19 protein-coding genes are annotated in these 24987 nt (G+C 38.0%); 1 reads left to right on the top strand and 18 read right to left on the bottom strand.

The annotated features are described in order from the left end of the window. Position 1: 1 nt before the first annotated feature. The 11 genes from polA to citZ form a co-directional block, all read right to left on the bottom strand. Entirely contained in the window at positions 2-2629 is a 2628-nt protein-coding gene (polA, locus tag AC1ECF_RS00235; protein WP_480387373.1) for a DNA polymerase I, read from the bottom strand. A 105-nt stretch (positions 2630-2734) separates the two neighbouring features. Continuing rightward, positions 2735-3703 carry a protease modulator HflC gene (gene hflC / locus AC1ECF_RS00230; RefSeq protein ID WP_480387372.1) on the bottom strand — a complete coding sequence of 323 codons (969 nt, stop codon included), beginning with the start codon at positions 3701-3703 and terminating at the stop codon, positions 2735-2737. Then, positions 3703-4710 (bottom strand): FtsH protease activity modulator HflK, encoded by a 1008-nt coding sequence (gene hflK / locus AC1ECF_RS00225; protein ID WP_480387371.1) that lies wholly within the window; start codon positions 4708-4710, stop codon positions 3703-3705. Before hflK ends, hflC begins: the two co-directional genes overlap by 1 nt. A gap of 826 nt (positions 4711-5536) precedes the next feature. After that, positions 5537-6751, bottom strand: a complete 1215-nt coding sequence (locus AC1ECF_RS00220) for a carboxylate--amine ligase (protein WP_480387370.1) — start codon at positions 6749-6751, stop codon at positions 5537-5539. 14 nt (positions 6752-6765) lie between these two features. Continuing rightward, positions 6766-8292 (bottom strand): two-component system histidine kinase PnpS, encoded by a 1527-nt coding sequence (gene pnpS, locus AC1ECF_RS00215; RefSeq protein ID WP_480387369.1) that lies wholly within the window; start codon positions 8290-8292, stop codon positions 6766-6768. After that, positions 8289-8996, bottom strand: a complete 708-nt coding sequence (locus AC1ECF_RS00210) for a response regulator transcription factor (protein ID WP_480387368.1) — start codon at positions 8994-8996, stop codon at positions 8289-8291. The genes pnpS and AC1ECF_RS00210 overlap by 4 nt, the downstream gene beginning before the upstream one ends. A 57-nt stretch (positions 8997-9053) precedes the next feature. Next, the gene (locus AC1ECF_RS00205; protein WP_480387367.1) at positions 9054-9497 is read right to left on the bottom strand and encodes a MaoC family dehydratase; all 444 of its coding nucleotides are present in this window, start codon (positions 9495-9497) and stop codon (positions 9054-9056) included. 189 nt (positions 9498-9686) lie between these two features. Continuing rightward, on the bottom strand, positions 9687-10625 hold the full coding sequence (gene mdh, locus AC1ECF_RS00200; protein WP_480387366.1) for a malate dehydrogenase: 939 nt from the start codon (positions 10623-10625) through the stop codon (positions 9687-9689). A gap of 133 nt (positions 10626-10758) precedes the next feature. Then, the gene (locus AC1ECF_RS00195; protein WP_480387365.1) at positions 10759-11067 is read right to left on the bottom strand and encodes a hypothetical protein; all 309 of its coding nucleotides are present in this window, start codon (positions 11065-11067) and stop codon (positions 10759-10761) included. Between the two features lie 481 nt (positions 11068-11548). After that, complete coding sequence (gene icd, locus AC1ECF_RS00190) at positions 11549-12814, bottom strand: NADP-dependent isocitrate dehydrogenase (protein ID WP_480387364.1); 1266 nt, start codon at positions 12812-12814, stop codon at positions 11549-11551. Positions 12815-12891: 77 nt separating this feature from the next. Further along, positions 12892-14007 (bottom strand): citrate synthase, encoded by a 1116-nt coding sequence (citZ, locus tag AC1ECF_RS00185; protein WP_480387363.1) that lies wholly within the window; start codon positions 14005-14007, stop codon positions 12892-12894. 185 nt (positions 14008-14192) lie between these two features. Here citZ and AC1ECF_RS00180 point away from each other — a divergent pair, with 185 nt between their 5' ends. Then, positions 14193-15167, top strand: coding sequence for an AI-2E family transporter (locus AC1ECF_RS00180; RefSeq protein ID WP_480387362.1), 975 nt, complete (start codon positions 14193-14195; stop codon positions 15165-15167). Here the strand turns inward: AC1ECF_RS00180 and AC1ECF_RS00175 are convergent. From AC1ECF_RS00175 to dnaE, 7 genes are all read right to left on the bottom strand, one after another. Further along, a complete protein-coding gene (locus AC1ECF_RS00175) occupies positions 15145-15537 on the bottom strand; it encodes an FxsA family protein (RefSeq protein WP_480387361.1) in 393 nt (130 codons plus the stop codon). The genes AC1ECF_RS00180 and AC1ECF_RS00175 overlap by 23 nt on opposite strands. Positions 15538-15811: 274 nt before the next feature. Then, a complete protein-coding gene (gene pyk / locus AC1ECF_RS00170) occupies positions 15812-17572 on the bottom strand; it encodes a pyruvate kinase (protein WP_480387360.1) in 1761 nt (586 codons plus the stop codon). Between the two features lie 130 nt (positions 17573-17702). Then, positions 17703-18662 (bottom strand): 6-phosphofructokinase, encoded by a 960-nt coding sequence (gene pfkA / locus AC1ECF_RS00165; protein WP_480387359.1) that lies wholly within the window; start codon positions 18660-18662, stop codon positions 17703-17705. 98 nt (positions 18663-18760) lie between these two features. Continuing rightward, positions 18761-19714: an acetyl-CoA carboxylase carboxyltransferase subunit alpha gene (locus tag AC1ECF_RS00160; RefSeq protein ID WP_480387358.1), complete on the bottom strand. Its 954-nt coding sequence runs from the start codon at positions 19712-19714 to the stop codon at positions 18761-18763. Further along, entirely contained in the window at positions 19708-20580 is an 873-nt protein-coding gene (gene accD / locus AC1ECF_RS00155; protein ID WP_480387357.1) for an acetyl-CoA carboxylase, carboxyltransferase subunit beta, read from the bottom strand. Before accD ends, AC1ECF_RS00160 begins: the two co-directional genes overlap by 7 nt. Continuing rightward, entirely contained in the window at positions 20581-21225 is a 645-nt protein-coding gene (locus AC1ECF_RS00150; RefSeq protein ID WP_480387356.1) for a FadR/GntR family transcriptional regulator, read from the bottom strand. A gap of 691 nt (positions 21226-21916) precedes the next feature. Continuing rightward, complete coding sequence (gene dnaE / locus AC1ECF_RS00145) at positions 21917-24976, bottom strand: DNA polymerase III subunit alpha (RefSeq protein WP_480387355.1); 3060 nt, start codon at positions 24974-24976, stop codon at positions 21917-21919. Positions 24977-24987 lie beyond the last annotated feature (11 nt).

Below are 24987 nucleotides of genomic sequence, written 5' to 3'. Positions count from 1 at the left end.
CTTACTTTGCTTCATACCAAGAAGGACCATATGCATAGTCTACCTTTAAGGGAACAATCAGCTTAATGGCAGATTCCATGACCTCTGGCACAATTTTTTCTAGTATTGCTATTTCCTCCTGTGGTGCTTCGAAAATAAGCTCATCATGCACTTGGAGCAGCATTCTTGTTTGTAGTTTTTCATTTGATAATCTTTCAGCCATATCAATCATCGCTTTTTTAATAATATCTGCCGCACTGCCTTGAATAGGGGTGTTCATAGCAGTTCTCTCTGCAAAGCTTCTTAAATTAAAGTTCGAGCTTGTAATATCAGGAAGATATCTTCTTCTATTTAAAATAGTCGTGACATAACCCTTCTGCTTGGCTTTTGCTATGGTTTCATCCATATATTCCTTTACGCCAGGGAAGCTGTTCAAATACTGCTCGATGAAATTTGCTGCTTCTTTTCTTGTAATGTTTAAGCTTTGTGAAAGTCCATAATCACTGATTCCATAGACAATCCCGAAATTAACCGCCTTAGCTGCTCGGCGCATTTCCGAGGTCACATTCTCTTGAGTAACTTGAAAAACGTCCATCGCAGTTTTTGTATGAACATCCATATCGTGAATAAACGCTTCTATTAGGTTCTGATCTCCAGACATATGGGCTAGTACTCGTAACTCAATCTGAGAATAGTCAGCAGCAAACATAACCCAGCCAGGTCTGGACGGTACAAAAGCCTTTCGAATCTTTCTTCCTTCTTCCAAACGAATTGGTATATTTTGAAGGTTAGGATTGATGGAGCTTAGTCTTCCTGTGGAAGTTAATGCCTGCTGATAGCGAGTATGAATTTTTCCATCCTCTACATGTATTTCCTTTAGAAGGCCTTCAATATAAGTAGAGTTTAACTTTCCTAACTGTCGGTATAATAATATCTCTTGAATGATTTGATGCTCGCTTGCTAGCTTTTCTAGTACGTCAGCGGCTGTAGAATAACCAGTTTTTGTTTTCTTAATTGGAGGGAGACCTAGCTTTTCGAAAAGAATTACTCCTAGCTGCTTAGGAGAATTAATATTGAAGGATTCTCCGGCAAGCTCATGAATTTTCTTTTCGATGTCCTGAAGCTTGCTTTCTAAGTCCTTGCCCATGTCTTCTAAGACCTGTCTGTCCACACTTACTCCATCCGATTCCATTGAACCAAGAATAGAGGCAAGTGGTAGCTCTAGTTCTTTATATAGTTCAAACTGTTCGTTTTCCTTCAGCTTTTTCTCTACGATAGGCTTTAAGTGCCAAATCCCAAGCGCTTTTCTAGTTGCATGCTCTGCTAACCTTTGTAATTCTGGAGTTGCCTTCTTCGCACCTTTCCCGTATACACTTTCATCAGTGAAAAGATTATAGTATCCATATTCTTTGGCGATGGAAGCAACGTCCTCTGAAGAGATAGCTGGATTGTCAATATATGCTGCAAGTAAAAGGTCAAACTCTACACCGGTAATTGTGACACCGTGCTTTCTACACACTGCTTGTGTAGCTTTAGAGTCTGCTACATATTTTGTTTTGCTTTCATCTGCTAGCCATGTGCAAAATTCATTTGATTGAAATGCCTCACTACCTTCAATGAAGTAAGATTTTCCTCCATCTGAAAGTGCTACTCCCAATAGTTGAGCAGTATGGTATTGTTCATCAAACATCTCTAATAGAACAGCCATTTCATCCGTCAAAATAGCTGGGTTTAGCTTGTCCAACACCTCAAAGTTCGTTTCAGTAGTTTCGTGGTCCTCCACGACATATTCTGTCTTTTCTAGTAAGGTCTTAAAGGAAAGTTCTTTCCATACCTTAATGACCTCATCCATATTAGGTCCACTATAGGAAATATCTTCAAGACTCACTTGAATTGGCGCATTTGTTTCAATTGTAGCAAGCACCTTACTCATCTTCGCTTGCTCTTCATTGGCAACAAGCTTTTCTTTCAGCTTTGCCCCGCTCACAGAGTCTATTGCTTCATATAGCTTTTCAACGGATCCATGCTCCTTCAACAGCTTAATCGCAGTTTTTTCTCCAACTCCAGGTACTCCTGGGATATTATCAGACGAATCTCCCATTAGTCCCTTCATATCGATAATTTGGATAGGAGTCAGTCCATATTTTTCTTGCACATGGGAAGGTGTGTATTTTTCAATATCGGTAATCCCTTTTCGAGTGATATATACGGTTGTATTGTCTGTAGCAAGCTGTGTTAAGTCTTTATCCCCTGAAACGATGACCACTTGCCGACCTTTAGCTTCTGCTTGTTTACTCAAGGTGCCGATAATATCATCTGCTTCATACATCTCTTGTTCATATCGTTTGATTCCATAGGCGTCGATCAATTTTCGTAAATAAGGAAATTGTTCTGAAAGCTCTGGCGGAGTTTTTTGTCTTCCACCTTTGTATTCACCAAATGTAGCGTGGCGGAAAGTAGTTTTTCCAGCGTCAAACGCTACGAGCATATGCGTAGGATTTTCCTCTTCCATTATTTTTTGTAGCATCATGGTAAACCCATAAACCGCATTGGTATGTATGCCATGTTCATTTGTTAAAAGTGGTAACGCAAAAAATGCTCGGTATGCTAAGCTGTTTCCATCTAGCAACAGGATTTTTTCAGATGACATAATCCTTCACTCCTTGAAATTAAATAATTACGCGTTATTTACGCAAAAAAAAATCGTCATTCCTTATATCTTACCATGAGAGTAAGGGGAATGACGATTTATATACTATTCTAGATACCCAGAAAGAATTCGTGCATATGGAGAATCAGAAGGAATGATAATCATAGTGTCTTCTCCAATTGTTTTCTTATAGGATTCTAGCGTTCTGTATATGGAATAAAACTCTGGATCCTTCGAAAAGCTTGTGTTATAGATTTTAGCAGCCTCTGCATCTCCAGCTGCTCTTATTTCAGCTGCTTGTTCATTAGCTGTTGCTAGCATCTCTTTTACCGTACGATCTGTTTCTGCTTCGATACGTCTCTTATCTGCATCACCTGTAGAAAGGAATTCTTGGGCAATACTTTGACGCTCTGAAATCATTTCATTAAATACGGATTGTTCATTTTCCTGCGGTAAATCAATTCGTTTAATACGCACATCTACTACTTCTATACCATATTCTTTTGCAAGAAGCTCATTTACATGTGCAGTAATTTTATCATTTAGACTTCCACGCTCTGAATTTTCATCATTAATAATATCGCTATACTTTAGTTGCCCAAGCTCTGTACGTACGACAGAATAGATAAACTCCTCCATCCGAGCGCCGGCTCCATCCAGACTTCCCGCACTAGATATCATTTGCTTTGGATTGGTTACCTTCCAAACAGCATAATTATCTACAATAATACGACGCTTATCAGCTGTATTTATTTCTCTTTCAGAAAGCTTATAATTCATTTGGTACTTAGGAATTGTAGACACACTTTGAAGGAAAGGGATTTTCATATGAAGACCTGGCTCACTCTTAATGTCTTTAATTTCACCAAACTGACGGACTACTTTATATTCGCCTTCTTTTACAACATAGATGTTTACAACCGCAATAATCGCTACAACAAATATAAGGAGAATAGCGATAAATGATTTGGAATGCTTTTTAAAGTCAAAAGGTGTCTTTTCCTTCTTCGGTTTGTTTTTCACCGTTTTATATTTATTTTCTAGGTTTTCAAAAGGGTTATGATTGTCAGCCATTATTGCCCACTCCCTTCTGTTTTAGTTGCTTCTGTTTTTGCTTCTGTCTTTGCTTCTGTCTCTGCCTTAGGAGTTGTCGCTTGCTTACTATCTACCGGCTGAATCGGCAAGTACTTCATCGTGCCGCCTTCATCATTCATAATATAGATTTGTGCACCTGGAAGAACAGAATCTAACGTTTCTAAGATTAATCGCTGTTTAGTAATTTCTTGGTTGTTACGATATTCCTCATAAAGCTCGTTAAATATTGCCACGTCACCATTTGCCTGAGCAATACGCTCAAATTTATAAGCTTCTGCATTGGAGATAATTGCATCCTTTTCCCCAACCGCTTCACTTACCATTTGGTTTTTGTATTTTTCAGCCTGATTTCTTTTCGTGTTTTTCGTTTCCTCTGCGTCTGTCACGGCAGTGAATGCTGCACGAACCTCGGCGTTTGGCAACTCCACGTCCTGAAGCTTCACTGTTAACACCGTAATACCAATATCATATTTCTCTATTAAGCCTTGAAGCATTTCGTTTGTAGCAGCCTCGATTTCCGCTTTTCCATTTGTTAATGCTGCGTCAATCTTCGAGTTACCGATTACAGATCTAATAGATGCAGATGTTGCATCATGAAGAATTTCTTGAGGATTTTCCGAGTTAAATAAATATCTTTTAGGATCAGTAATTTTATATTGAACAACTAGATCTGCAAGAACGATATTATCATCGCCTGTAATCATTTTGGTGTCCTTGTCAAAGGAGGTAATCTCACCGTCCTCCGATTGGCTATAACCAAATTGAAGACCGAACGTTTCCTTCGATAACTTTTCTACCTTTTGGATCGGCCAAGGCATTTTGAACTTTAAGCCAGGCTCTACAATTGGATCACTTGCTTCACCGAAGGTTATAACAATTGCCTGTTCAGATTCATCCACTGTATACCAAGAAGTTAACAAAGCAGATAATAAAACGATACCAACGACTGATATAGCTATGATCGATAACACTCTCTTTGTACTCATTTTCTTTCCCCTTTCTCTATCTATAGGTCTTATACGGAAAGGATATCCAATTGGTTTCAATATATTTTTAATAAGTATGAATAACTCGAAAAAACAAGTTTTGTTTGTGATCAGTTCTCTTTCTTTGACAAGCCCCTTACGAAAAAGTTCAGTGGTAAATGATATGCCTATTACGAAAAGGATGTTACTCTTCCGACTAGCTGTAGGCACGCAAATAATTAAGCGTATAAAAAAAGAACGAAAGCCTGGGACAAAACAATAGAACAGCGCTTGCGATTTATACTTTTGAAGAAATCGTAAGTGCTTTCTTACTTTTAAAACGTATGGTTCTTCACTGCGCCGGAGGCCAACAGGATGTTGGTCACAAAGGCATTGTCACACGATGTGACGTTTTTTTGCCTTTGTTCCTTTGGGACTCCTCTTTCGTCGCTAATAAATTTGCGTTCCCACAGGAGTCACCGACGCTGTTTCGAACCATTGGTGCTACCTTCTAATAAATAAATCTTGATAAGAATCTTGTAAAAAAATGTGTAACAAATCATAAAAAATTGTTTTGTCCTTCTCTTTTATTTAAGAATTCACTTTTTTCCCAGCCCATCGGTTTTTTCAGAAAAGCACCTGTACTGAGCAAAGCGAGGGAGGCTAAAGGAGGGAAAACCAAGACGTCACATCGTGTGACAACGTATTCCTAACCAACATCCTGTTGGGCTCCGTGAAAAGCGTCTACCACAATGGTAATCAACAATTTAAAAAGCGAGTAATGCGAAAGATTCTCCTCCACATACTCGCTTCTAATACTAATAGACTTTTTCAATGCCCTCTATTTTTACCAAGAATTATTTTTATATTTTTTATAGTAATTTAATTGACGTGCCATCAAATAAAGCTTACGCGTAAGATTTCGGTCATTTTTATAAAATAACGGGTTACCCCATTTTCCTTGACGAAGCAGTGTACGAATTTCTTGCTGTATTTCTTTATTATCCACAAATTTTTTCAACACAATTTTCGGTACTACAGTGAACAAGTAATGCTCATTCAACAAGGTTAGCTCCTTGTCTTTATGGTAAATAATATCATCCACAAAATATCTAGCCATGTTATGGCCAAGCGCAGTAGTATAATAACTTGATCTTCCCTGACGAATATTCACTTCAAATACTTTAAATTTGCCGTCACGTTCGTCATATTTCAAATCAAAGTTGGCGAAGCCTACATAGCCGACTGCCTCTAGGAAATGCTGAAGCTTTTTCATTAGATCTTCGTTATATCTCGTAATCAAAGCTGTGTAATTTCCTATCGCTGTCACAGTATGCTCTTGAAGCACAACTTGAGCAAGCGTGCTAAGCTGGGCCTTTCCTTTCGAGCTCATATAGAAAACAGAATCCCACATATAAGTATCATCACCAGGTATGTAATCTTGAATAATCAAATCCTCTTGATATCCACTCGCATTTACTTTACTGATGACCTCTTGAAGCTGCTGCTGATTCTCTACTCGATAAACCTTTTGCTGCCCTTGAAACTTATGCTTATAATATTCGACCCCATTGCTTGGTTTTATAATCAATGGAAAAAGGACTTCCTCTGTAAACGGCTCTTTCTTTGCACAGGAATAAAAATATGTTTTAGGTGTGTCAATGCCATGTTCTTCACAAAGCTTGTAGAAATTAGATTTTACTAACAGGTTATTCATCAATTCCTCAGACATATAGTTAAAAACAAACTTTTCTCGAAGAACATCTGCATTTTCTATGATCAATCGAACATAAAAGTCATTTGTTCCAACCAAAAGTAACTGCTTGTCCGGTGATTGATATTTGTCTGCCACCTCAGACAATACAGCTACAAATGCTTGCTTATCCCATAAGTTAGGATGAATTTCAATATGATCAATTACGTTACTCCACTTAGTAAAGGACATTTCTTCTTTTCCGACTAGGATAGGTTTAATATTGTATTCTTCATGAAAGGATATAGCCATATTATAGGCGTTTATATCCGTTCCAACGATAATTGGAATAAATGGTTGTTTGTTCATCTTTACCTCCGTTGCTAGGGTTGAGGAATATACACAGTGAACTGTGTTCCCTTCCCTACTTCACTTTCTAATTCTATATATCCATGATGGGTCTCTACCAAATGCTTGACAATAGCCAGCCCTAAACCAGTCCCACCTGATTCTCGACTGCGCGCTCTGTCTACTCGATAAAACCTTTCAAAGATGCGCTCCTGCTCCTCTAGCTTGATTCCAATACCTTCATCTCTTATTTGTAAATAGCCATATGAACCTTTTTGCCCAACGCTTATATGAATCGTAGTATGATTTCCAGAATAAGAAATAGCATTGGTTAATAGATTCATCATAATTTGAATAATACGATGATAGTCGCCCTTCACGTAGATTGTTTCATTTACATTTAAGTCAATTTCCATCTCTTTTTCTTCTAATAAATGATTTGTCATCTCCAAACAACTAACAACCACATCATAGAGCCTTACTTTGGTAATATTCATTGTATATCCTTCTTGTTCAATCTTTGATAAGTCTAATAGGTCATTAATGAGCATTTGAAGACGATTACTTTCCTTATAGATAATCTCCAAGAAGGAGAGGAGATTTTCTTCCTTTTTATATGCTCCTAATAGGAGCGTCTCGGCAAATCCTTTTATAGAAGTAATGGGTGTTTTCAACTCATGCGAAACATTTGCAACAAAATCCTTTCGAATCTGCTCTAGCTTCACTATCTCTGTGATGTCATGAATCACTACCACAATCCCCAGCCATTTCCCATGCTCCCCTATAACTGGAGCTCCATAGGCAACAACACTATAATTATGGGGACTTCTTTGAATATTTATTTGCTGCTTATGAGAGGTCTCCGTCAAAAAAAGATGGTCTATAAACTCCTCTATTTTATCAGGAAGCCCAATTGATTTAAATTGCTTATTTGTAACATCCCCAGCCGACATATCAAGCTGTGCTAAGAATGCTCGATTGACAATCGTCACTTTTCCATCTCTGTCAATCATAATAAGACCACTCACCATGTTCTCTATTAAGGTTTTTAGTCGCTCTTGCTCTGTTTCTCGAATTACAGAAATCTCTTGTAGGTTCCTTGCTAGAATATTAATGGAGTTTGTTAGTTTCGACATTCCTAAGTCATTGTTCTCATAAGCTCTTACATGATAATGTCCTTTGGCTAACTCCATTGCAGTTTCTGTTACATGTTCAACAGGCTGGGTAAATTTCTTACAGAACTTAAATCCGATAAAGAGGGATAGTAAGTAGACAAATAAAAGGACAAAGAACAGAAAAAGCCAAAGAGATTCTTTTTCCTTTCGAATATCTCGTTCAATAAATTCAGCTTGTAAAGCTTCTCTTAAAAGAAATTGTTCTTCTGCAGTAAGTTCATATTCCTCCATATACACAGAAGCCTCTTTTAGCTTCGTGTCAATATTTGTATCTACTGCTTGTTGAACTAAAAAGGGGAATATCTGCCCGAGAATGATTCCGATTCCAAGCATGACAACTCCTAATAGAACAGCGAAGGTACGGAATATTTGAGTATGAAATGTCATAGAGACTTTGGCTCCTCAAACTTGTAGCCTAGCCCTCTTATTGTTTTGATGAACATTGGTCTTCGGCTATTTTCCTCTATTTTTTCTCGCAAATGGCTGACATGAACATCCACTATTCGAGTATCTCCTGCAAAATCATAATTCCATACAGCACTTAAAAGCTGGTCACGAGTCAGGACTTTGTTTTTATTCTCAATTAAATAAATAAGTAACTCAAATTCCTTTGGCGTAAAAAAGAGCTGCTCCTTATTCAAAAAAACCTCAAAACGTTCTGGATAAACTTCTAAAGGGCCAAAAACATACGAATCATCGGTTTTTTCCTTTACCGGATTCGCACTAAGACCTGTTCTTCTTATCATGGCCTTTACCCTAGCTATCACCTCTCTCGGGCTGAATGGCTTGGTCATATAATCATCTGCACCAAGCTCTAGACCCAGTACCTTATCAAACTCTTCTCCTTTGGCAGTGAGCATAATGATTGGAATATGGATTCCTTGGAGACGAAGCTTCTTGCAAACCTCCATTCCATCCATTTTGGGCAACATCCAATCTAATACAATTACATCCGGTTGCTCCTCCATCGCTAATTGAAAACCCTCTGCACCGTCATTAGCGGTTATAACAGTAAATCCCGCTTCCACTAAATTATATGTAAGTAGCGTAACAATTGAGCTTTCATCATCTACAACTAATACAGTATGCATTATTTTCCTCCAAATTATAATTTGGAAATATCTTTCCAAATCACTTAAAACATCTGATTACAGTACTTTTGGTGGGAGAACAGTAAATAGTCCTTCCAGAACTACCTCTTCTTGTTCATCCTTCGCTATCGCATGAACCGTGATTTCATTTTTATGTACATCTTTTTCTTTCACTTCTAAGGTAAATGTTAATAAAGCATAATGAAAGGTTGGCTTCGGATAGGCTACCTCCTGTCTAACAACGTGAGAACCTGGTCCTGGTAAATACTTAGATATCGAGGAAGTCACAATCCCCGTTAGCATAATAGGTGGAACAATAGGTTTAGAATAGATCGTATTTATCGTAAAATCATGTTGTATGTACAAAGGGTTATTGTCATTCGTCAAACCTAAGTAGAGCAGTAAATCTTTGTCTTCGATTTTTTCAGTAAGAACTAGTTTTTCTCCTACTGTAAGCTCCTCCATACCGCGACCGATTTTATGCTTTTTCCCTAATAGCAAAAACTATTCCTCCAATCTGTTAGCTACTTTCATCTTAACAATAATTCCCCGTCCTTCGCAACTGATGATAAAGTCAAAACATTCTTCCGCTAAAACTATTCTCAGAATTGTTTTGTATATAACATCCCTAAACAGACATAAAAAAAGATAGATAGGGATCTCACCCTACCTACCCTTCAGCACTAAAGCTTAGCTTAACATTTTCATAACTGCCTTTACGGAATCCGCTGATTTGTTTAAAAGAGCTAATTCTTCCTCCGTTAAATCTAGCTCTATAACTTTTTCTATTCCTCCTGCACCCAGTACTGTAGGTACACCTAAATAAATACCATCCAACCCATATTCGCCTTCTAAGTACGCAATGGAAGGTAGCACTCGCTTTTGATCCTTTAAAATGGCCTCTGCCATTTCTACTAATGAGGCAGAAGGTGCGTAGTATGCAGAACCATTTCCTAAAAGGTTCACAATCTCTGCACCACCCTTACGTGTTCTTTCCACAATTTCCTCTAAACGCTTAGCATCTAGCAGCTTTTCCAATGGAATTCCACCAGCATAAGAATATCTGATGAGAGGCACCATGTCATCACCATGGCCTCCTAAAACAAAGCCCGTAATATCTTTTACTGACAGGTTTAACTCTTGAGCAATAAACGTCCGAAAACGAGCAGTATCTAATACACCTGACTGACCTATTACCCGTTCCTTTGGAAATCCTGATTCTTTGTATACCGTGTATGTCATTGCGTCCACAGGATTTGTTAATACGAGTATGGTGGTGTTTGGAGAATATGTTACTATCTCCCTTGTCACTGCCTTCATTACTTTTTGATTTGTTTGGACCAGGTCGTCACGACTCATTCCTGGTTTTCTGGCAACACCAGCTGTAATAATCACTAAATCCGAGCCTTTGGTGTCTTCATAATTAGACGTACCAGTGATGTTTACATCATAGCCTAATACAGGAGCAGCTTCAGCCATGTCTAAAGCCTTTCCCTTTGTAGGATTTTCAGCTTGCGGGATATCGACTAGCACAACATCCCCAAGCTCTTTCTGAGCTACCAAGAATGCAGTAGTTGCGCCTGTAAAACCACTGCCAATAACAGAAATTTTTTTACGTTTTAATGTCATCTGATATACTCTCCTTTTTTGGACAAGCATTCTTAGACCATGACCTCCATACACATACTCTCTATTTATAGGTCAGTCTAACGGTCATCCTATTCCCTATTATAACTCGGTTAGAAATTTTGGTGAACCTCCATTACCTTGCTTGCGTCATATACCAGTTATATGCATCTTTATCTAAGATTTCTAGAGACAAACTATTCAGATCTTCGCGTTTGCAATACGGCTTACTATAGCTGCCATAACCGAAGATACAGTTATCTTTGATAGATACATTCGTAAGCAAATAGACAATTTCTTCTTCCATATAGAGGGCATATTTTACAGATTCCGTTAGATGTTTTTTAATAAGCAAAATATCCTTTAGAGGTATTTCATAATATTTCTCGTGCTGAAACAACTGAAAAGGTTGCTGTGGGTTTTCTACTTGATAAAAATATTTCATTTTACCTTCCTCCAGACTTTCTCCTTGCTTTTATAGAATAAGTTTTCATTCATTATACTTGAACATAAATATCCAATAACATGCTGCATGCTTTTGAGAGTATGAATACATATCTTCCATTATTATACGTAATGTACAAGTAAATATAAATGACTCCAAGTTTTTACTGTATTACTGATTATGCATAGAAGAATACGGAGTCACCTTTATTGGTAAAAAGTGGATTTTGATTAGTTAGTATTGAGACGGAAACACTACCACTCTTAGAAAGAGAGAGCATAGAGGAAGGAAAAGTAAGGTCGACAACTCATGTGATTACATTTCCTAATTAAGATTCTGATAGCGTCCATCACCTCGCTTACCAGTTATATTTCTTAGGAATACCCTTACAAATATTACAGAAACTAAAAAGGCTGCCAGAAAAGTCAAACACATGACTTTTCTTGACAGCCTTTCAAAATATAATTCCAAATTTTTTAAATTACATGTTTTTAATTAATTCGTCAGCGAACTCTGAACATTTTACTTCTGTAGCGCCATCCATTAGACGAGCGAAATCATAAGTAACTACTTTAGATTCAATTGTTTTCTCCATTGAATCCATGATAAGTTTAGCAGCTTCGTTCCAGCCAAGGTGTTCAAGCATTAACACACCTGAAAGGATTACAGAAGATGGGTTTACTTTATCAAGACCAGCATATTTTGGAGCCGTACCGTGAGTAGCTTCAAAGATTGCATGACCTGTTACATAGTTGATGTTTGCTCCTGGAGCAATACCGATACCACCAACTTGTGCAGCTAATGCATCTGAGATATAGTCTCCGTTTAAGTTCATTGTAGCAACTACATCAAACTCTTTTGGACGAGTTAAGATTTGTTGTAAGAAGATATCAGCAATAGAATCTTTTACTAAGATTTTACCTGCTGCAAGTGCATCAGCTTGTGCTTTGTCAGCAGCTTCTGTACCTTGTTCTTCTTTGATTTTATCGTATTGGTTCCAAGTGAATACTTTGTCACCAAATTCTTGTTCAGCAACTTCGTAGCCCCAGTTTTTGAAAGCTCCTTCAGTAAACTTCATGATGTTTCCTTTGTGTACCAATGTTAAAGAAGTACGACCTTCTTTAATGATGTAGTTTAGAGCAGCGCGAACTAAACGTTTTGTACCTTCTTCAGAAATTGGCTTGATACCGATACCAGAAGTTTCTGGGAAACGAATATTCTTCACACCAAATTCAGATTGTAAAAAGTCGATTAACTTTTTCGCATTTTCTGTACCTTTTGCATACTCGATACCAGCATAGATATCCTCTGTGTTTTCACGGAAAATAACCATATCAGTGTCTTCTGGGCGTTTTACTGGAGATGGAACACCTGTGAAGTAACGTACTGGACGTAAGCAAGTGTATAGGTCTAACTCTTGACGTAACGCTACGTTTAGAGAACGGATACCACCACCGATTGGAGTTGTAAGAGGTCCTTTAATAGCGATTAGGTATTCAGAGATTACGTCTAAAGTTTCTTGTGGTAACCACTCACCTGTTTGATCAAATGCTTTTTGACCAGCTAGTACTTCTTTCCACTGAATTTTCTTTTCACCGTTGTATGCTTTTTCAACTGATGCTTCTAGCACGCGAGATGCTGCAGCCCAAATATCAGGACCTGTTCCGTCACCTTCGATGAATGGGATTACTGGTTCGTTTGGTACGTTAAGTACACCGTTTTCTACTGTAATTTTTCCAGATGTCATTGCTTTTTCCTCCTACTATCATAATCATAGGGCCATAAACACGATGTGTTTAAGCCCTAATCTGTGTACAAACAATCTTATCTTTCCTCGATAGGAATATACTTTTGCATTCCTGGACCTACGTACTCAGCACGAGGACGGATTAAGCGGTTGTTAGCGTATTGCTCAAGGATATGAGCAGTCCAACCAGAAACACGAGATACTGCAAAGATTGGTGTGAATAGGTCATGCTCGATATTTAAAGAATGATACACGGATGCAGAGTAGAAATCAACGTTTGGTGGAAGATTTTTCTGACCAGTTACAATTTCTTCAATACGAGTAGACATATCATAAAGCTTAGACTCTCCACGAAGTGTTGTTAATTTTCTTGACATTTCGCGCAGATGTTTAGCACGAGGATCGCCTTTTCGATATACACGATGACCGAATCCCATGATTTTTTCTTTATTTTCAAGCTTGTTGTTAATATACTCGTCCACTTTATCAAGTGAACCAATTTCAGTTAACATTTTCATTACTTGCTCATTAGCTCCACCGTGAAGTGGCCCTTTCAGAGCACCAATTGCTGATACTACTCCAGAGTAAATATCAGAAAGTGTTGCTACACATACACGAGCAGTAAAAGTAGATGCATTTAATTCATGATCTGCATGTAATACTAATGCTTTGTCAAAAGCTTCTACTTCGATATCTGCTGGAAGCTCTCCATGTAGCATGTACAAGAAGTTTGCAGCATAACCTAGATCCGATTTTGGAGCAACTGGCTCTAATCCTTTTCGAACACGAGAGAATGCTGTAACTAGAGTTGCAAGCTTTGCTTGTAACTTGATAGCTTTCAGGTAGTTAGCCTCGTCTGACATATCTTCTGCAGCATCATCATATAATGCTAGCATGGAAACTGCTGTTCTTAGTGCAGTCATTGGGTGTACCTTATCAATAGGATATACCTTGAATTGGTTTAATACCTCTTGAGGTACCGCCATATTGTCAGCTAATTGTTGTTTAAGCTCTGCTAACTCAGATACATTTGGTAAACGCTTGTGCCAAAGTAAATATACTACCTCTTCAAAGCTCGCATTAGTTGTTAGATCATCAATATCATATCCAACATAAGTAAGTGTGTCATCAATAATGGAACTGATAGCAGATTGAGTAGCAACTACTCCTTCTAAACCACGAGTTGATGTCATTTAAATCTCCCCTTCTTTTACAAGCATCTTCCATTCTATGAATCTATAGAATAAGTTTACCTGTATTTGTATGTACCTAAAATGCTTACTCAAGTATTATAATCAATTTTGGATAATTTGTGAATGAAAACGCTTAAAATTATTAAAAAATAACTTTTAAATAAACCATATTTTGAAAAGAATGGATGAATAACATAAGTTTTCAATTAAATAAGAGAGATTTCCTTACATACTGGTTACCGATTGGAATCATTACTCTCATCCTATTAATAGCATATCCACTTACATTATCCATCCTATTTGGTTATTTCCTTTATCCACTTACAAGCTTCTTACATAGAAAACTAAAATTACCTATCTTTGTCAGCGTAGTTCTTACGGAAGTTCTCATTCTCTCTATTTTTCTCTTATTCGTCTTCTTTATTATCCAATCACTTATTACCTTAATCCCATTAATTCATGAACATATCATGTTGCTCCCTATTGACCAATTACAAAAGCATCCAGTCTTTGTGATGTTTGAAGGTAAGTTCCAAGATGTACTAAATGAGATTCTAACGAATCTATTAAATAAAGTAACCCATCTTCCCTCCTATTTTTTTGAGGTGCTGTTGTTTAGTATAGGGTTATTTTTTTCCTTAATGGAATCAACAAAGGATCGCCTATGGTTCTTAATATTCTTTCCGGATAGAGTCCGACTTTTCTTTGAAAAGGCACTTGTGAAAATTAATGTTATTGTAAATAATTTTCTAGGTGTGGAAGTACGTCTCATATTCCTTACATTTACTTTATTGGCGATAGGCTTTAGCGTACTCGGAATGCATAATCCCATTAAGCATGCATTTCTTATTTCATTGGTAGATAGTATTCCCTTTTTAGGAACCGGCATAGTGTTGATTCCACTAAGTATTTACTTCTTTTTATTAGGTGACAAATTATTTGGGATCATTATCTTATTGTTATACATATTTGTTCAGATAACCCGATATATTGCCGATTCTATGCTCTGGTCAAAATCGATGAAAATGAGAGCCGTTCATGTATTTTTTCTAAGTGCAGCAGCGTTTTTAATGTTTGGTTTTATAGGAATTTTATTTAGTCCCTTTATTTATTTGTTTGCAAACAAATGGGAAGCCACTAGGAAGACTTCATTACAATAACTTGTCCATTTTTCATCTTCTTTCGAATCCATTTATATAGAATTGGTTTGAAAAGCTTTCTGGTAGGTGCAAATAAAAACAGTAAACCAGTAATATCCGTTATAAACCCTGGAAGAATAACAAAGATTGCACCGGCTAGGACGAAAAGCCCGTTAATCGCTGCATCTCCAGGAGCTTGAAAATTTCTCATGCTTTCTGAAAACTCTTTGTATGCTTTCAACCCTTGTCTTCTCGCAATGATTGCCCCACCAACACCCGTTAGGATGATTAATAGAAGTGCATTAAGGGCACCAAAGGTCTTTCCCGCTAATAGCAGGATATATAATTCTACTGCTGGTAACAAAACAAATAAACCAATGATCCATTTCATAGGTAACCCCCCTATATTTATTATAAAGCATCTTCTTTACTTTAGTCGGTTGACTTGCTTAAAAAGAAACAAAGACCGAGAATAAAAAACGAAAAGCACTTACGATTTTTTACCTATTGTAAAAAACGTAAGTGCTTCCTTATCTAATATACTTAGTTCTCCACTTTGTCGGACATTTTAGCGGAGTTTGTCCGGACTCGTCTTACTCTAAACCAAGAGTGCTTTTGCTAATACATATAATTAGATAAGTATGATCAACAGAACTTTGACTTGGTTAGATTATTCTTGCATGCCCATTGTAGATGACACCTGTTTCAGCATCAAGTGTAAGCTCTTGACCGTCTGAAATGATATTGGTTGCATTTTCCACACCAACAATGACAGGAATACCTAAGCTTAACCCTACCACAGCTGCATGGCTAGTTAAGCCTCCCTCTTCTGTGATCAATCCACGACATTTTTCAATAGCTGGAATCATGTCTTTATCAGATCCAATAGTCACGATGATGCTGTCGCTAGTATCTTTCCCTTTAAGGTCATCTGCAGAATGAACCACAGTCGCTTTACCAACAGCAGTCAATTTACCAATACCTTGTCCTTTGGCTACCATATCTCCAATTACATGAACCTTCATGAGATTTGTTGTTCCTGCTTCACCAACTGGAACACCCGCAGTGATAATAACTAGATCTCCATGTGTTACATAGTGATGAAGAATGCTCTCCTCAACCGAAATTTCTAAGATTTCATCTGTAGAATGCGCCTTCTTCCCAACAATCGGATAGACACCCCAAACAAGCGTTAATTTTCTTGATGGCTTACTAGTTGATGTAACGGCAATAATCGGCACACCTGGTCTAAATTTCGAGATCATTTTTGCAGTATATCCACTCTCTGTAGGAGCAATAACAGCTTTTACTTTCAAGTTAATAGCAGTGTGGGCAACAGCTTGACCAATAGCATCTGTTAAGTTTACTTCTCTTCCCTTACTTAGCTTATTAACGTTTGCACGGTAATCAACCGCATTCTCTGTTCTACGAGCAATTTTATCCATTGTTTTCACAGCTTCTACCGGATACAATCCTGCTGCAGTTTCACCTGATAACATAATTGCATCAGTTCCATCTAAGATCGCATTCGCAACGTCACTTGCCTCTGCTCTTGTTGGTCTAGGATTACGCTGCATGGAATCTAACATTTGTGTTGCAGTGATAACTGGCTTTCCAGCATCGTTTAACTTTTGAATTAATATCTTTTGAACAAGTGGTACTTCTTCTGCTGGAATTTCTACTCCGAGGTCACCACGTGCAACCATTAGGCCATCTGATACTTGGATAATTTCATCAATATTATCCACGCCTTCTTGGTTTTCAATTTTAGGGATGATTTGGATATGAGAACCATTATTCTTTTCAAGAAGCTCACGGATTTCAAGTACATCCTTTGCACGTCTTACGAATGAAGCGGCGATGAAATCAACTTCTTGTTCAATTCCAAAAAGGATATCTTTTGCATCCTTTTCTGTAATACCTGGTAACTGAACAGATACTCCTGGTACATTAACACCTTTATTATTTTTTAAGGTTCCAGCATTTTGAACGTAAGTGGAAATAAGGCCGTTTGCTTTGTCTACGTTTTTTACAACTAATTCAATAAGTCCGTCATCTAATAAAATGATTGATCCTTCTTTTACATCCTCAATAAGCTTTTCGTAAGTAATAGAAAAACGCTCTTTATTTCCTAATACCTCTTTCATGGAGATGTCAATCGTTTGGCCAACTTCTAAATCGATTGCATCGTTTTCCATTTTATGAGTTCGGATTTCAGGTCCCTTTGTGTCTAATAGGATACCAACAATTTTCCCAACTTTTTTAGATACTGCTCTGATTCTTTCAATACGGGCTGCATGCTCCTCATGGCTACCATGAGAAAAGTTTAATCGAGCTACATTCATGCCTGCTCTTATTAACTTCTCCAATACCTCTTCTGATTCACTTGCTGGTCCGATTGTACAAACTATTTTTGTTTTTCGCATATTATAGTCCTTTCTTTTTTAAACTTTTGTAGTTATAGGAATTCATAATATATGTTATCTTTTCTCCTTCAACTCTTAATAGTCATTTCCAAAATGAAGGAATTAATTACAAAGAGAAAAGCTTTCCTAATTAAATAGACAATTCTTTTGATAATTGATACATTGCATTATCAAAAACTATTTTGTTTTCAAAGGCCTCGGTCATGTCGTAGTCTACCACTTGGTGATTTTGAATCCCAATTGCTCGACCACCCTTTCCTTCTAATAATACCTCTACTGCCTTCGCTCCAAACTGGCTAGCTAACACACGGTCCCTTCCAGTTGGAGATCCACCACGTTGGATATGGCCAAGAACAGAAACTCGTGTTTCAATATTTGCATGATCCCTTAGCTTAGCTGCAAATTGTTCTCCACTCATTACTCCCTCTGCAACCACTATAATACTATGTTTTTTTCCACGTGCTGTTCCATTTTTTAGACGATCTACTACTTCTTCTATATTCATCTCTATCTCAGGAACGATAATGGTCTCTGCACCTCCTGCTAGTCCAGCCCAAAGTGCTAAATCACCAGCATCCCTTCCCATTACTTCGATAATAAAAGTTCGATCATGAGATGTTGCAGTGTCTCTTATTTTATCAATACATTCTATTACGGTATTCAGCGCCGTATCAAAGCCCAATGTATAGTCTGTTCCTGGTATATCATTATCAATAGTTCCAGGAATACCCACGCATGGGAAGCCGCTTTTCGTTAAGGTCATGGAGCCTCTGTAGGAACCGTCGCCGCCTATAATAACTAAACCGTCAATTTGATGTTTCTTAAGCTGTTGAATCGCTTTCTGTTGGCCTTCTTCTGTTCGAAACTCATCGCTTCTTGCAGAATAAAGTTTTGTACCGCCACGTTGTATAATATCACCAACAGACCCTAAATCTAACGGTTCAATTTGTCCTGCGATTAACCCTTGGTAACCATGTAAGATCCCAAATACCTCTAAACCTTCGAAAATAGCCTTCCGAACCACTGCGCGGATTGCAGCATTCATACCTGGGGCATCTCCACCGCTTGTTAAAACGCCAATACGTTTCATCTGCAAAACCTCCTAACCTAAAATATATGTATTTGCTATTAGCTTATCATGAAATTGATTTAAAAAAAATGCGTCCAAAAATAGACGCATCTTTTCTGCTATTCTTTATATTCCCCAATATTTTTAAATTTATTATACCTATGTTGAATTAATTCTTCTTTTGACAGTTTACTTAATTCTTGGAGAGAAGCTATGATCGCCTTTTTCATATATCCAGCTTGCTCTTCTAAGCTTTGGTGTGCTCCACCTAGAACCTCTGGTATTATTTTGTCCACAATATTCATCTCTTTTAAATCAGGTGCAGTAATCTTCATTGCCTCCGCTGCCTGTTTTGCGAGAGAAGCATCCTTCCACAGAATGGAGGCTGCTCCCTCTGGTGAAATCACCGAATAAGTAGAGTTTTCTAACATGAGAATCTGATTAGAGATACCAAGCGCTAGTGCGCCTCCACTACCTCCCTCCCCAATGACAATACTAATAACAGGAACCTTCAATCCGGCCATCTCTACAAGGTTTCTAGCTATTGCTTCACTTTGTCCACGTTCTTCAGCTGCTTTCCCTGGATAAGCACCTTTTGTATCAATAAAACAAAGAATAGGTCTATCAAATTTTTCAGCTTGCTTCATTAAACGCAAAGCTTTTCTATAGCCTTCTGGATGTGGCATCCCAAAGTTTCTTTTAATGTTTTCTTTCGTATCTACTCCGCGCTGATGTCCTATAATCGTAACCGGATTTCCATCTAGTTCACCAATTCCTCCTAGTATTGCAGCATCGTCCCCATACAAGCGATCTCCATGCAATTCTAAGAAATTGGTGAAAAGCTTTTCTACATAATCTCTCGTAGTTGGTCTATTTGGATGACGAGCAACCTGTACTCTATCCCAGGGCTCCATATTTTCGTAAATTTCTATTTCTAGTTTTTTCAATCTTTCTTCTAGATTGCTAATTTCCTCGCTCATATCTACATTAGTACTGGTCGTATATTCTTTAATCTCATTAATTTTCTTTTTTAATTGAACGATAGGCTCTTCAAAAGGCAATGCCTTTACCATACTGTTTCCTCCTTTCTAGTATGAAGCTTCACTAGATTTGCAACAGTATCTCTCATATTCTTCCGATGCACTACAGCATCTAACTGCCCATGGTCAAGCAAAAACTCTGCCGTTTGAAAGTCCTCTGGAAGTTTTTCGCGTACCGTCTGTTCGATTACTCTTCGCCCTGCAAAGCCAATTAATGCCTTAGGCTCTGCTAAATTAATATCTCCTATCGATGCAAAGGACGCAGACACACCTCCCGTAGTCGGATGAGTCATAATGGATACATATAAAAGCCCATGGTCACTATGTCTCCTAAGGGCCACAGAGGTTTTAGCCATCTGCATGAGGGATAAGACCCCTTCCTGCATTCTAGCTCCACCACTCGCTGTAAAAATGATAAAGGGAACACGAAGCTCCGTTGCTTTTTCTACCGCTCTAGTGATCTTTTCTCCAACAACCGATCCCATTGAGCCCATGCGGAAATGAGAGTCCATGATTGCCACCACTACTACCTGTTCCTTCAAAGTACCTATACCAGTAAGGACTGCTTCGTTTAAGGAGGTTTTCTTCGCATCTGCCTTCACCTTCTCTATATAGCCTGGGAAGCCAAGAGGGTTAACAGTTTCCAAATGGTCATCCATAGACGCAAATGTCCCCTCGTCTAAAAAAATTTCTACTCTTTCTTGAGCAGTCATTTTCATATGATGATCACAAGAAGGACAAACCTTTAAATTTTTCATTAAATCCTTTGTGAAGACGTTTTTACGACATTCCGTACACTTAATCATAATACCCTCTGGGACATCATTTTTAGCTTTCTCACTCGGAATAGTTGCATACTTTTTCTTATTATTTTTTTTAAATATATCTCGAATGCTCATTTAAACCTCTCCCTTGTTTAGTACCAGAAGCCATTCACTATATAAATCTATTACCTGCTGAACGTTGCCTTCCTTAAGATGTAGGAGTAGCTTTGTCCAAAGCTCTTTTTCTAAACTGCTCATGTTACTTTTAAACGGTTCACCAGCAAACTGCTTTAATAAAAACCATATCTTCAATCCAAGTCTATTGTTAGAAATAATTAGTATCTCACGCAAAATATCTTCTTGTAAAATTTCCTCCGTTTTTAGTTTTTCTAAAAAAGCATCCCAAATAAATAGCTTATGTAGCTCTTCATTTCTACAGACCGTACGAATAGCATCAATTTCTATCGCTTCTCGTGTCTTCTGCACATCTTCCTTTTCTTTCGTTTCTTGAAGAATAAAGGTAGATAATAATTCCACAAGCTGATGCTTACGGTAATCGGATAGAAAGGTTCCTTCTCCTCTTCTAGTTTCTATAATGCCAAGTAGCTCTAAGCTTCTCAGCGCTTCCCTTACTGTGGATCTACCAACTTGTAGACGTTCAGCGAGCTCTCTTTCAGAAGGAATTTTTCCACCAACCGGAATTTTTTCATCTGCAATCAACTGTCTGAGCTGTTTAACAATCTCTAAAAACATTTTTCTTGAACTATTATTTGGGTTCACTAACTATCACTCTTCCATAAATTACAAAGTGGTCTGACCACTTCTAAATATTAGAATACAAAAAAAATTCACAAAGGTAAAGAGTTATAGTGTAAAAATTTAGGTTCACCACCAGAAGTTAGGGAAGAAAGCACTTGAAGGAGCAGTCAGCAAATCCTTTAAAATTAGCGAATTTATCCGTAGCTAGGATGGAGAGAGACTGATTTATTATAGAGAAAAGAGGCTGAGACAAAACTATTCCTTTTGTCATAGGTTTTAATAAAATTTATTAATCAAATTTTTAACTTTAGTAGTAAATAATAATTAGTTCGTCGACAATAAGTAAGAAGAAATGAATAATAGCGTCGTCAATATCATATCTTTTCGAGTTTAGTGGGAGAACTTTTGGTTCGTAGCAGCGTAGGCGACTCCTGCGGGAGCAGGGTGGTAGGTAAGACAGCACAGCCGTACGCGCAAGCGTTGGGTGCTGGCTTACCTTTGGGGATGGAAAACTAAGAACGTCACATCCTGTGACAACTTTTTCCTGACCAACATCCTGTTGGCCCGCGGAAAGCGTCCTACGCAGCGGAGAACTAAGTTTCAAAAAGTAAGAAAGCCCTTATGATTCTTTTCAAGATTAAGAATCATAAGGGCTTTTCGGCCTATTTGTTTTTACTTCTACTAGATATGATACTCTATTACCAAAGAAGCCTTATAGAGTTTTTATTTCTTTTATTACTTTTGCCACCATCTGCACCTTGCCAAATCTTCTTTCACATTTTCCCTCTACATAGATAATCTTGCGCTCCTTTAAGAGCGTGCTGTATTTTGTATACTCCTCAGGGAATAAGGTAATGGAGAGCGTTCCGGTATCGTCCTGAATAGTGGCAAACGCCATGGCCTCTCCCTTTTTGGTCCGTATTTTTTTTATATCTAAAATAATTCCTAAAATCTTACCAAAAATGAATCCTGAGACTCTTTGTAGATCCCAAATATCCTGGATATTCGGAGCATTTTTTTTCAATGAAGCAGTAGGATGCTCTGAGAAATACTGGCCAAGCACTTCTTTTTCAAATTGAAGCTGGTCTAATAATGGCATAGGTTCCCTTCGAACATATTTGGATTTTCCGAAGGGATTTGCATCTCCCTCAAACAAGTCTACCTCGTCCTTGGGATTAATAAGCTCCGCATATTTAACAGCCGCATCAATTGTAGCGAGTAGGGTGGACCTTTCCTCGCCGAATTCATCTAGAGCACCAGCCTTCACTAAAGGTTCTATATTTTTTCTTGAAAAATGGACTGCTGATAAATCAGCTGCTAAATCAAATATATCTCCCCATTTTTTATTTTCCGAACGCTTTTGTAAGAGTTTCTGTGTAAAAGGATAGGAAACCCCCTTAACAGCCTGTAGTCCAAAACGAACAGCGTTATCTTCTATAGTAAAAGATGCATAGCTTTTAAAAATGGATGGCGGTAAAACAGGAATTTTTTTGTGCTTCATTTCCATCACTAGCTGGTTGATCTTTTCCTGGTTCCCCATTGACGAAGTAAGTAGTGCTCCATAGAAGTGAATAGGATAATTGGCCTTTAGATAAGCTAGCTGATAGGAGATGATACTGTAAGCTACCGCATGGCTTTTTGGAAACCCATAATCTGCAAAACGAACAATCAGATCATACACAGAGCCAGCCGCCTCTGAAGTATGACCCATTTCCATTGCCTTTTGCATAAAATGTTTGCGTTCCTTCTCTAGTATTTCTCTATTCTTTTTACTGACAGCACGTCTTAGTATATCTGCCTCACCAAACGTGAAGCCTGCCATTTGAGAGGCAATCTGCATAATTTGCTCCTGATACACGATAATTCCATAGGTTTCTTTTAAAATAGGCTCAAGCACTGGATGCTCATAAGTGATGGCTGCCTTACCACTTTTCCTAGCAGCATATAAAGGTATGCTTTCCATAGGTCCTGGCCTAAATAGAGCATTTACTGCCACAATATCTTCAAATTTTGTTGGATTGATTTGTCTTAAGGCATTCCGCATACCTTCTGATTCAAGCTGGAATACTCCCGTTGTATCACCCTGCCGAAGCATTTCAAAGGTTTTTTCATCGTTTAATGGAATATCCTCTAAAGTAAACTTAACAGAGCGCTGATAGTTTATTGTCTTTAAAATACGTTCGATAATAGTCAAGTTTCGAAGCCCTAAAAAGTCCATCTTTAATAGACCTTTTTCCTCTACTTCCCTCATTGGCCATTGCGTTAAATAGATCTCTTCCTGCCCTTTTTGTATCGGAACTATCTCTACAATCGGTATCGGGGACATTACTATACCAGCTGCATGAGTAGAAGCATTTCTTGGAAGACCTTCTATTGCAAGGGCTACCCGAAACCACTTCTTTCTTATTTCTTCGGTCTCAATAAATTCTCGTAGCTTTGGTGAGCTTTGATAAGCTTCCTTCAGAGTTATTCCTAGCTTGTTAGGAATAAACGAAGAGATAGCTTCGAGGGTAGTATTTTCAAATCCAAAGACTCTCGCAACTTCTCTCGCTGCAGATTTTGCGGATAAAGTACCAAATGTAATAATTTGAGAGACATAGTTTTTCCCATATTTTTCGGCGACGTAATGGACAACCTCCATTCGTCTAGAATCTGCGAAATCAATATCGATGTCTGGTAAAGAAATACGCTCAGGATTTAAGAAACGCTCAAATAGTAAGCCGTATTTTAATGGGTCAACATTCGTAATCCCAAGAGAATAGGCAACAAGGGAGCTGGCAGAGGACCCTCTACCGGGCCCTGTTAATATTCCTGCATTCTTAGCAAATTTCATGAAGTCTTGAACGATTAAAAAGTAATCCTCATAGTTCATTGTTTTTATGACATCTAGTTCATATGTAAGCCTTTGAGAGTATTGGGACGGTATAGGTGATAATCTTTGATTAAGCCCATCTTCACAAAGTTTCCTTAGATAGTCCCCTGCAGTTATCCCATCAGGTAATGGAAATTTGGGCATTATTCTAATCGTCTTCCCCACATCCACTCGACAGGATTCGAGCATAGCTTCGGTATTTGCTAACCAGTCTTCATTACCTGCAAACCAGTTGTTCCATTCCGCTTCAGAAAGAACATGGGCATCTAATGCAGGCTTAATCCTATGAGGGTCAGACATTTTGACAGACTGATCCATCGCATTAAGCACTTCATAGGCAAAGGCATCACTAGGATCAATATATCTACTTTCATGATAAACAGTGATTGGTACGAAGGCTTGGGAGGCGGTTTCTACGATTTCCTGCTCCTCTGTTAATCTGTTACCATTAGGTCTTACAATCCCTAGGTAAAGATAGCCTTCTGAAAAGATATCCTTTAATGCAAGCAGATTTTCCTTGGTGAACTGCTCATTTCCTTTATAAACAATGGACAGCCCTTCCTTGTATGCTTCCAGCCATTTTCTTGGCAATAGAGTTGCTTCTCTTGTTTCCATGCTACTAGAAATTTTCAGCAAATTTTTATAGCCGACATCCGTTCTTGCATACAAAACGACAGAAGCTTCTCCAACTAGTTCTACCTTCAGGCTAAGACCAAATACCGGATGAATCTGATGTTTCTTTGCTGCATGCCAAAAAGGCAACAAACCATACAATCTACTATTTGTAATGGCAGCTGCCCTAGCATTATTCTTTTTCAATTTTTCCATAAGCTGTTCCAATTGAATTGTACTTTTCAGCATATCCGCTGATGTCACAATTTGTGGATACACTGTTTTCATAGGTAACACCT

The sequence above is a fragment of the Psychrobacillus sp. Z3-81 genome, assembly GCF_056620325.1.
This window is presented reverse-complemented; position numbering and strand designations above follow the sequence as displayed.